General features: G+C 77.6%; 1 protein-coding gene. It reads right to left on the reverse strand.

The features are described 5' to 3' along the window. Nucleotides 1-122: 122 nt before the first annotated feature. On the reverse strand, nt 123-1,421 hold a 1,299-nt coding region (locus tag HCN56_RS26855), incomplete at its 5' end, for a CopD family protein (protein ID WP_245247037.1).

Consider the following 1,421-nt stretch of genomic DNA (forward strand, 5'->3'; position numbering starts at 1 on the left):
GGAAGGCGACCAGGGCGTCGTCCGCCCCGACCGCCACCCAGAGGTCGCCGTCGGACCGCTCACCGTCCAGTTCGTCCGCCGAGAAGTTCGGCGGGGCGGCGGTTGCGTCGTGCCATGTGCGGTCAGCCGATCGGGAAGGTGTCGGTCTCGGTCACCTGGTCGATGTCCGAGGTGCGGATGGTCAGCGAGATCTCCCACTCGCCCGGCCGCGGGAGCTGGACGCCGGGGAGGGTCCAGTGCCCGATGTCGACCAGCAGCGCGTCGGGGCGCAGCGGCCCGATCTGCTCGTCGGGGAGGGTCAGCGCGACCCGGAGCTCGGCGGCGGGCAGCGGCTCACCCGCCGCGTCCACGGTACGGACGTGCAGCTCGTTGTCGCCGGTGGTACCGGGGGTGATGTCGACGAGCACGGTGCCGGCGCCGTTCTCACCGCCGGTGTCGAACGGCAGCTCCAGGTTGACGGGGCCGCTCACCACGGGCGCGGCCTCCCCGGCCTCGTCCACGGTACGGGCCGGGGGCGTCGTGGTGAGCGCGGTCGTGGCGAGGAGGACGAGAGCGGCGATCACGGCCTCGACGAGGACGGAGCGCCGCAGTCCGGCGCGGACCGGGTCGGACTCCCGGTCCCGGACCCGGCGCGCCCGGCCGAGCGCCTCCTGCTGCCGCGCGAGCTGCGCGGCCCGCACCGGGTCGGCCGGGGTCGAGGCGGAGACGGCGGCAACGGCGACCCCCGGGCCGGCGGGAGAGTCCGCGGCGGTGGGGGTCTCCGCGGCGGTGGGGCCGTCCGCGGCGGGTGCGGTGCCGGTGGGGTCTTCTTCCGGGCCGGCGGGCGCGTCCGCGTCGGTGGGGGTCTCCGCGGCGGTGGGGCCGTCCGCGGCGGGTGCGGTGCCGGTGGGGTCTTCTTCCGGGCCGGCGGGCGCGTCCGCGGCGTCCGGCGTGGGTCCGGCCGCCGGGACGGTGCCGTCCGTCAGCCGGGCGGTCCAGCGCCGCGATATCCAGCCGACGCCCAGCAGCAGCACCACCAGCGCCACCTTGGCGGCGAGCAGCTGACCGTACCCGGTGGAGGCCAGCTGTCCCCAGTCACCGACCTGCCGCCAGGACTGGTAGACGCCGGTGGCGGCCACCACGGCGACGGAGGCCATCGCCGCCGTCGAGAAGCGCCGGACGACGGCGCCCGGGACGGTGGGGGTACCGCCGCGGTGCAGCAGGAGCAGCAGCGTGACCAGCCCGCCGAGCCAGACCGCGGCCGCGATCATGTGCAGCATGTCGGCGGGGACGGCGATATGGGTCTGCGGGCCGGAGGCGGCGTGCTCCGCCAGCGACCAGGTCGCGGCGAGTCCCGCCGCGAGCACCGCCCCGACCACCCGGTCGCCGAGCGGCGACCCCGTCGCCCCGCCCCGCCTCGCGGCGGCCGCGCCGCCGGCGGC

Source organism: Streptomyces lonarensis (assembly GCF_012033735.1).
In the GTDB taxonomy this organism is placed as follows: Bacteria; Actinomycetota; Actinomycetes; order Streptomycetales; family Streptomycetaceae; genus Streptomyces; species Streptomyces lonarensis.